The organism is Microcoleus sp. PH2017_09_SFU_O_A, from assembly GCF_020738625.1.
Classification (GTDB): Bacteria; Cyanobacteriota; Cyanobacteriia; order Cyanobacteriales; family Microcoleaceae; genus Microcoleus.
The window spans coordinates 1-7,130 of the sequence record NZ_JAEQCF010000146.1 but is presented as its reverse complement, the minus strand read 5'-3'; the positions used below and the strand labels follow the sequence as shown (position 1 = coordinate 7,130).

General features: G+C 46.4%; 6 protein-coding genes and 2 tRNA genes. 3 read left to right on the top strand and 5 right to left on the bottom strand.

Annotation, left to right across the window (positions count from 1 at the left end; translation table 11 throughout):
• Positions 1–202: 202 nt before the first annotated feature.
• The gene (locus JGK16_RS31595; RefSeq protein ID WP_293187051.1) at positions 203–352 is read left to right on the top strand and encodes a hypothetical protein; all 150 of its coding nucleotides are present in this window, start codon (positions 203–205) and stop codon (positions 350–352) included.
• 90 nt (positions 353–442) lie between these two features.
• Positions 443–1,408, top strand: coding sequence for a 7,8-didemethyl-8-hydroxy-5-deazariboflavin synthase subunit CofG (gene cofG / locus JGK16_RS31590; protein ID WP_293193836.1), 966 nt, complete (start codon positions 443–445; stop codon positions 1,406–1,408).
• A gap of 127 nt (positions 1,409–1,535) precedes the next feature.
• Here the strand turns inward: cofG and JGK16_RS31585 are convergent, their stop codons facing one another.
• From JGK16_RS31585 to cpdA, 3 genes are all read right to left on the bottom strand, one after another.
• A complete protein-coding gene (locus JGK16_RS31585; RefSeq protein ID WP_293187049.1) occupies positions 1,536–2,312 on the bottom strand; it encodes an SDR family NAD(P)-dependent oxidoreductase in 777 nt (258 codons plus the stop codon).
• Between the two features lie 207 nt (positions 2,313–2,519).
• A complete protein-coding gene (locus tag JGK16_RS31580) occupies positions 2,520–3,998 on the bottom strand; it encodes an alpha-amylase (RefSeq protein ID WP_293187048.1) in 1,479 nt (492 codons plus the stop codon).
• Positions 3,999–4,437: 439 nt separating this feature from the next.
• Positions 4,438–5,217, bottom strand: a complete 780-nt coding sequence (gene cpdA, locus JGK16_RS31575) for a 3',5'-cyclic-AMP phosphodiesterase (protein WP_293193835.1) — start codon at positions 5,215–5,217, stop codon at positions 4,438–4,440.
• A gap of 206 nt (positions 5,218–5,423) precedes the next feature.
• Here cpdA and JGK16_RS31570 point away from each other — a divergent pair.
• Positions 5,424–5,494 (top strand) — tRNA-Cys (locus JGK16_RS31570).
• A gap of 430 nt (positions 5,495–5,924) precedes the next feature.
• Here the strand turns inward: JGK16_RS31570 and JGK16_RS31565 are convergent.
• Positions 5,925–6,006, bottom strand: a tRNA-Leu gene (locus JGK16_RS31565).
• Positions 6,007–6,133: 127 nt separating this feature from the next.
• Positions 6,134–6,844 (bottom strand): peptidoglycan-binding protein, encoded by a 711-nt coding sequence (locus JGK16_RS31560; RefSeq protein ID WP_293187046.1) that lies wholly within the window; start codon positions 6,842–6,844, stop codon positions 6,134–6,136.
• Between the last annotated feature and the right edge of the window lie 286 nt (positions 6,845–7,130).

Here is a 7,130-nt window from a genome sequence, read left to right as displayed (position 1 = left end):
AATGCGGTTGTCGGTGCTGGTGACCCAGTTGCAAAACTGCGACCACAGGTTGGCGCTTTCGCGCTGCTGTAAGGTTGCTGTCATGGTTTTATGATTGCTTTATTTGGTTTTCAATGTTCGTGACGGCTTTGTGTTCCGCCATGTAAATAAATATAAAGCTTTTATTTCGGTTTGTAAAGGGGTTTTAAGCACAGTTTTTCTTATGACTGGTATAAGCCATACTTATATTTATCCCAAAGCTTGCTGTATGGGGAATTCAAAAGCAGACTGGGGAATTTACAGGCGATCGCACCAAGAAAAAAATGCTCATAATTTAGCTGATAACGAGATTCGGGACTGGCGTGAGTGTTAAGATAAATGAAGGAGCGCGATCGCCAACCGCAAAACTCCCAGTGAGATATATATGTTATTGCGTAAGTCCGATCGATAAAAATCTCAAGGAATGTCCCGCACCGTCACCTACAGCCCTGCCTATACGTTGGTTCCCACCTACGAGTGTTACAATCGCTGCACCTATTGCAATTTTCGGGCCGAACCGCTGCAAAGTCCTTGGCTAACACTCACAGAAGCCGAAAAACAGCTCAAATTGCTGCTTCCTCAAGGTGTAATTGAAATTCTCATCCTCAGCGGCGAGGTACATCCCCAGAGTCAACGGCGCAAAGCCTGGTTTCAGCGGATTTACGATTTGTGCGAACTGGCACTTAGTCTCGGATTTTTACCGCATACTAATGTGGGGCCGCTCAGCTTTGAGGAGATGGCACAGTTAAAACAGGTGAATGTCTCGATGGGGCTCATGGTAGAACAGTTGTCCCCCAATTTGTTAAAAACGGTTCACCGACACGCACCGAGTAAAGTGCCGGCGCTGCGGCTGCAACAGTTAGAATGGGCTGGGGAATTGCAGATTCCGTTTACCACTGGTTTGCTGTTGGGAATTGGGGAAGCTGAGGCGGATTGGATTGAGACGTTGGAGGCGATCGCCCGGATTCATTCGCGCTACAATCACATTCAAGAAGTTATTTTGCAGCCTCACAGTCCGGGAAACAAGCAAAGTTGGGACGGCGAAGTTTTTGATACTACAAAAATGCCACAAGTAATTGCGATCGCCCGCAGCATTTTACCATCTGAAATCGCCCTACAAATTCCGCCGAATTTAGTTGCACAGCCCCAAATATTGCTAGCTTGTTTAGAAGCAGGTGCGAGAGATTTAGGTGGAATTGGGCCACTGGATGAAGTTAATCCAGATTATCCTCACCTGCAACACCAAACTTTAACAGAAATTTTAGCAGCAGCCGAATGGCAACTCGTGCAGCGTTTGCCTGTTTATCCTCAGTACGATAACTGGCTACCGCAGAGATTGCAAACTGCTGTCAAACAATGGAGAATTGGGGGGAATATTTATCAAATATGAATTGCGCGCGGCGGGTTAGAAACCGGGTTTCTTAGAAAAATTAGGGTTTAGTAGCGAGGAATTAGGGAAGAAACCCGGTTTCTCGATACCCATGTGTAAGTCCTATAAACTTGCATAATATCAGATTTTAAATCAAAGAACCGCCGCCATCAATCCAGACTTCAGTACCTGTGATAAAGCTGGAGGCATCGGACACCAAAAATAAAACTAATTGAGCGATTTCTTCGCTGGAACCTGCGGTATTATCAGTCAACGGAATCACATCTTTAATACAATCAGCCGGGACTAGGATGCGATCGAGATGGCGCTTAACGGTACTTTGATCGATCGCAGTCAGCACTCCACCCGGACATATCACATTGACTCTGATGTGGCTGGGAGCAAGTTCTAGTGCCAGCATTTTTGCAAAAGCTACCTGCGCTGCTTTGCTGCAAGCGTAAGCTGTAGCGCCAACTTTCCTGAAGCTTCTGGTGCCATTAATCGATGATGTAATGACGATGGAACCTCCTTGTTTTTTGAGATAAGGAACAGCATACTTAACCGTCAAAAAAGTTCCTGTGAGGTTGATGTTAATTGTCCGATCCCATTCATCCGGTTCTATTTCTTCTATCGGCGACCAGACACCATTAATCCCCGCATTTGCGAACACAATATCAATTCTTTGATATTCGTCAAAAATTGTTTCAAATGCCTGTTGCATATGCTTAGAATCAGCCACATCTGCGGCAATCGCCAGCCCGCAACCTCCTTGATTGACCAACTCGCGGACGGTTTCTTGTGCTGTTTCTAAAATGCGATCGATAATTGCAACTTTTGCGCCTTCTTGGGCGATTAATATTCCTGCTGCACGTCCAATGCCCGACCCGCCGCCCGTAATCACGGCAACTTTTTCTGCAAGTTTCATAATTTTTTATTTAAATAATTTAGTGGCGCGATCGCCTAAAAGTAAGATTAGAAAGAGAGGACTGAAGTCCTCACTACGAACAGGCTTTAATCAGCAAAAATCAGAAATAGCCAAGTAAAAAATGGTTGGATAGGACGATCGTAGCCGTAAGGTGCGCAGCGCGCACCCTACTTCAGATAGAGGATGCCGTCAAGATTTAGGTCATGCTTAGGGCTGAGGAACCCAGACAGAAACTGAACCGGCGTTGCACCTAAAATCAGCCCAACCATCGTCATTAGTTGCGATCGGTTCTTTGATGTGTTCGGTGATGTCAATATAAGTTTGATTTGGATGTCCGACTTCCATAAACTTAGTGCCATCGCCTCCATTACTCAGTACCACAGCCATACCGCCCGGATGTTCTTCATCTCCGAGTCGCGTCCAGCCAATCGTGTTGGCGTGGTCGAAGTAATCGTACTGATTCCCGTAGGAATAAGTTTGGCGTGCGAACAAGAATTGATCGAGAATCCCTTGATGTTTGTCTAACCAAATCTCGTATTCGTTGCCATCATTTGCTGTGTCCTTATAGTTTGCGCCGTAATAATCTGGGTAAAAAATGCACGGATATCCTTCGCTACGCAGCAGGATTAAAGCGTAAGCTAAGGGTTTAAACCAAGCCTCGACAACTGATTCAAGAGATTGTAAAGGCTGCGAATCGTGGTTGTCAACCAAAGTAACCGCGAGGGTTGGTTGGTCTTTTACCAGGGTGTTGTCAAAAATGGTACGCAAGTCGTAGCTATTGCCGGCTTTGCTAGCAGCGTGGAAGTTGTAGTGGAGGGGCGCGTCAAATAACGATACTTTACCATCCGTTGCTTGGATGAAGTAGTGCAAAGCTTCCACTTCGTAAGACCAATATTCACCGACGGCAAATAGGTCGCGTTTGGCATAGTTGCGGACGTGTTCCAACCATTCTTGGAAAAATTCTGCTGCTACGTGTTTGACGGCATCGAAGCGAAATCCATCAACGTTTGTTGTATCGACATACCACTCGCCCCAATATTTTAATTCGCCGGTGACTTCTGGGTTGTCCATATCTAAATCGCAACCCATGAGGTAGTCAAAGTTGCCCTTTTCTAAGTCTACCCCTCGATCGAATTCTTTGTCTTTGAGCAGGTAAACGGCATGGGTGTCTGTGTTGTAAACGTTGTAATCAATGGCGTCAAAATGCCACCAATGCCACTCCATGCTGGAATATTTTTTGTCGCGGCCTGGGAAAGTGAAATGCGTCCAAGCTTTGATTTTTTGATATTCGCCTACGGTGTCATTGCGGTTGTCTGGATTGAAGGGTGTGGCTTCGGCTTCTTCTTCTGCATCTGCACCTAATTTGTGGTTGAAGACAACATCGGCATAAATCCGAATTCCTACATCTTGTGCAGCTTTGATCGCGCGCAAATATTCATCTTTTGTGCCGTATTTGGTGCGTACCGATCCTTTTTGGTCGAATTCACCTAAGTCGAATATGTCGTAAACACCGTAACCTACATCCATCCCGCCGCCGGTTCCTTTATAGGCGGGCGGCAACCACAGGGATGTCACGCCTATTTTTGCTAAATCTTTTGCAGATTCTGCTAGCTGATTCCACAGGCTGCCATCAGCGGGGTTGTACCAGTGGAAATACTGCATCATGACGCCATTGACTTGAGACATATTAAGTTTCTCCTGTTTTGTAAGGTTGTCAGATATATTTTTGTTCGTTGTCGGTGCGCTCTAAATATGTCTGCAATTTACGGTCAATACTTATCATAAAATGTTGACCTTAATAAAGATATCTATCTGTTGATAGATTGACAATTGAGTGTGTTTTTGCTAATACTGTTTTAATATATGATTCAGTAAAAAATATGTTCTATGATTTGTAAATTTGGGTTCAGAAACTTGCTGAATATTGTTGTTTGCTGTTTGGGTTTGAAGCAACACAATCAAATTGGTTGGCTCGTTTGGACTTGAGTTATATGATTTTTACTGCGGACTGAAGTCCTCACTACTAACCAATTTGATGCGGACTGAAGTCCTCACTACTAACCTAGTAGAGGATTCTTGGATTTGCCGATCGCACAACTACCCACCACCTCTTAACTGTAAATTATCAAGTTGTTGCAGGTTCTGTGGCTACTCGCTCAATCTTAGTTTCCCAAGTACCATCGATCGCCAATTCGAGCAATCTAAATCCGGGTCCGATAGTATCGAGGACAATCGGATGGCTTTTGGGTAGCAGTTGGATGCAGGTACTCGGCGTGCCCAAGTAGGAAACTAAGCCTCGCTGTTGATGAAATTCTTGGTGAATGTGCCCGCAAAGGACGATTTTGATTTGAGGGTATCGATCGACAATTGCGAAAAATTCATCGGCATTGTGCAGCATCATGCTGTCCATGATTTCACTTGCGATCGCCAGCGGATGATGGTGCAAAGCGATCGTAACAGGTCGATCGCCCGTTTCTTGCAGTTGAGAGTCCAGCCACTGCAAGCTGTCTGGGGAAAGCCGCCCGCCGTCGCATCCGGCTTCCACGCTCGAAAGCAGTAGAAACTGCCAGTTTCCCAGCATCCAGGATTTTTCAGGGGAAATCGGCGGCTGATTTAAGATTTCTGCCATGACTGGGATGTTGTCGTGGTTTCCGGGTATCCAGTAGGCGGGAATTCCCAGGGGGGCGATGAGGGAGATGAGGCGCTGGTAAGATTCGGGTGTTTCGTCTTGGGATAAGTCGCCTGTCAGCAACAGTAAGTCGGGGGGCGGCTGTATCTGTTGCAGGCGATCGAGAACTGCTAGCAGGGTGCGGGTTGTCGAGATTCCTTTCCATTGTCGATCGCACTCTGCGAACAAGTGAGTGTCGGTGATTTGGGCGACGAGTAGGGGAGAATCTGGTGTCATGGCTGCTGTTGCGGGTAAAGCGGAGGCGATCGAGCTATTTCTAGATTAGCCTGGGATGCCGTTGTGGGGGCGATCCTCTTCGTTGGCGTAGCCCCCGTAGGGGCGGGCTTCGCTAACGAACATTGGGCGATGGAAATTTTTGAGAGATATGTTGAAATAATCAGGATTTAGTGTATTATCGTATAACGTCAATTTTCAGACGTAACGGCGGCATAGCCAAGTGGTAAGGCAGAGGTCTGCAAAACCTCCACCCCCAGTTCAAATCTGGGTGCCGCCTTTATTTTTATGTGTTTGTACAATCTCGAAACTCCTTGTTTGCAAGGTTTCTGGGATTGTAACGGAGTGTAACCCGCACGTAATCGCATACAATCGACCACAGAAAGTAATGCAGATTTAATGTAATGGAAAATCAAGCGAATCCGGCGGGGGAGGTTGAATCAGACCAATGGAAGACTAAAGGCGGCGAGGATAGGTGTTCTGATTGAAGAAAGAGACGATCGCCTTTCCTTGTGAGCAAAAACCGGTTAATCGAGGATCGATCGAGACTCCTCAATGGCATAGCCATAAGTCTTAGGATCGCGAATTAAATAATTTACACATATTTGTGGGATGGGCGTCCCGCCCGTCCATAAAGGACGGGCGGGACGCCCATCCCACAAGAAGAATAAAAATTGTAAGTTATTTAATTCTCATTCCTTACAAAGCGATGCGGATAAAAGGACTTGAACCTTCACTCCTTTCGGAACCAGAACCTAAATCTGGCGCGTCTGCCAATTTCGCCATATCCGCATTTTGACATTTGATTATTATAACACACAACATAGCGATAAGTCAACATCCAAAAACCCGGTCATTTTTGCACGCCGGGTTTATTGAGTTATAGGCACAGCAATTTTCCGTATTTTTAACTCATTACTTAGTTTTGCCCGATCGCCTTCCAGGTGATTTCGTCAACCACGCCGTCAGCAGTCAAACCCTTATACTCCTGAAATTTCTTCACAGCCGTAGCAGTGCGAGCGCCAAAAATGCCGTCGATGGGGCCCGGATCGTAACCCTGCATTTCCAGACGCACCTGTAGCGTCTTCACCTTGGAACCGGCAGCACCTTTAGTCAGAGCAGTTGCAGGATTGCCGGGAACAGGATCGCTGTTCTGAGTGGGAGCATTCCCCTGCAAATTTTCAGAAGCTGGCGCCGGATCTGCGGCTAAAGCTGTCCAAGTTTCTTTGTCCACGATGCCGTCGGAGTTCAACCGCTTAGACTGCTGAAAGGCACTGACAGCGGATGTGGTGCGAGAACCATAGGAACCGTCGATCGTCCCGATCGCGAAACCGTGAACCAGCAACCGCTGCTGTATGGCGGCAACTTCTGGGCCGTCTGCTCCTGCGGAGATAGTTTTTTCCTTTCTCACAGGCTTTTGCTCTCCTGCATAAAAAGGCTTGTTAAACATATCTCCTTGGGTAGTTGCTTCGGGCTGTACTGACGCACCCGGATCGGCGGGAGCTGTAAAGTCTCTGCGGTACTGTTCCTGCACAAAGGGTTTAGACTCGAAGGCTGCATTTGCCTTTTTAGTCAGCCCTGGAGCTAGCAGAGCGAGCACGCTGAAAATCGTAACAGTAGTTACACGCATAAGTTTCATCCTATTGGTGAGGTTTGACAAGGTTTCCCTGTTTTCTATGTTTCTCAATCTCATTGTATTACCCGGATAGCTTTCTGAGAAATATAGTAGAATGCCGAAGGAAGTTCGACCGCCGATTCTGTAACCGATTTAACGGATGGTTTGAAGGTGATTTTTTGATTAACCGCTCGTAAAAACCTGGACAAAGCTACCCAAAAGTAGTCAATGTTAGACATCTACGTTGGTAATTTTAGTCCACAGTCCTAAAACTACAGGAATAAACGGCAATCCCTCTATT

Excerpts from the sequence above, each read along its gene's own strand:
- JGK16_RS31595 (WP_293187051.1), top strand. The coding sequence starts at position 203 with ATGACTGGTATAAGCCATACTTATATTTATCCCAAAGCTTGCTGTATG.
- cofG (WP_293193836.1), top strand. The coding sequence starts at position 443 with ATGTCCCGCACCGTCACCTACAGCCCTGCCTATACGTTGGTTCCCACC.
- JGK16_RS31585 (WP_293187049.1), bottom strand. The coding sequence starts at position 2,312 with ATGAAACTTGCAGAAAAAGTTGCCGTGATTACGGGCGGCGGGTCGGGC.
- JGK16_RS31580 (WP_293187048.1), bottom strand. The coding sequence starts at position 3,998 with ATGTCTCAAGTCAATGGCGTCATGATGCAGTATTTCCACTGGTACAAC.
- cpdA (WP_293193835.1), bottom strand. The coding sequence starts at position 5,217 with ATGACACCAGATTCTCCCCTACTCGTCGCCCAAATCACCGACACTCAC.
- JGK16_RS31560 (WP_293187046.1), bottom strand. The coding sequence starts at position 6,844 with ATGCGTGTAACTACTGTTACGATTTTCAGCGTGCTCGCTCTGCTAGCT.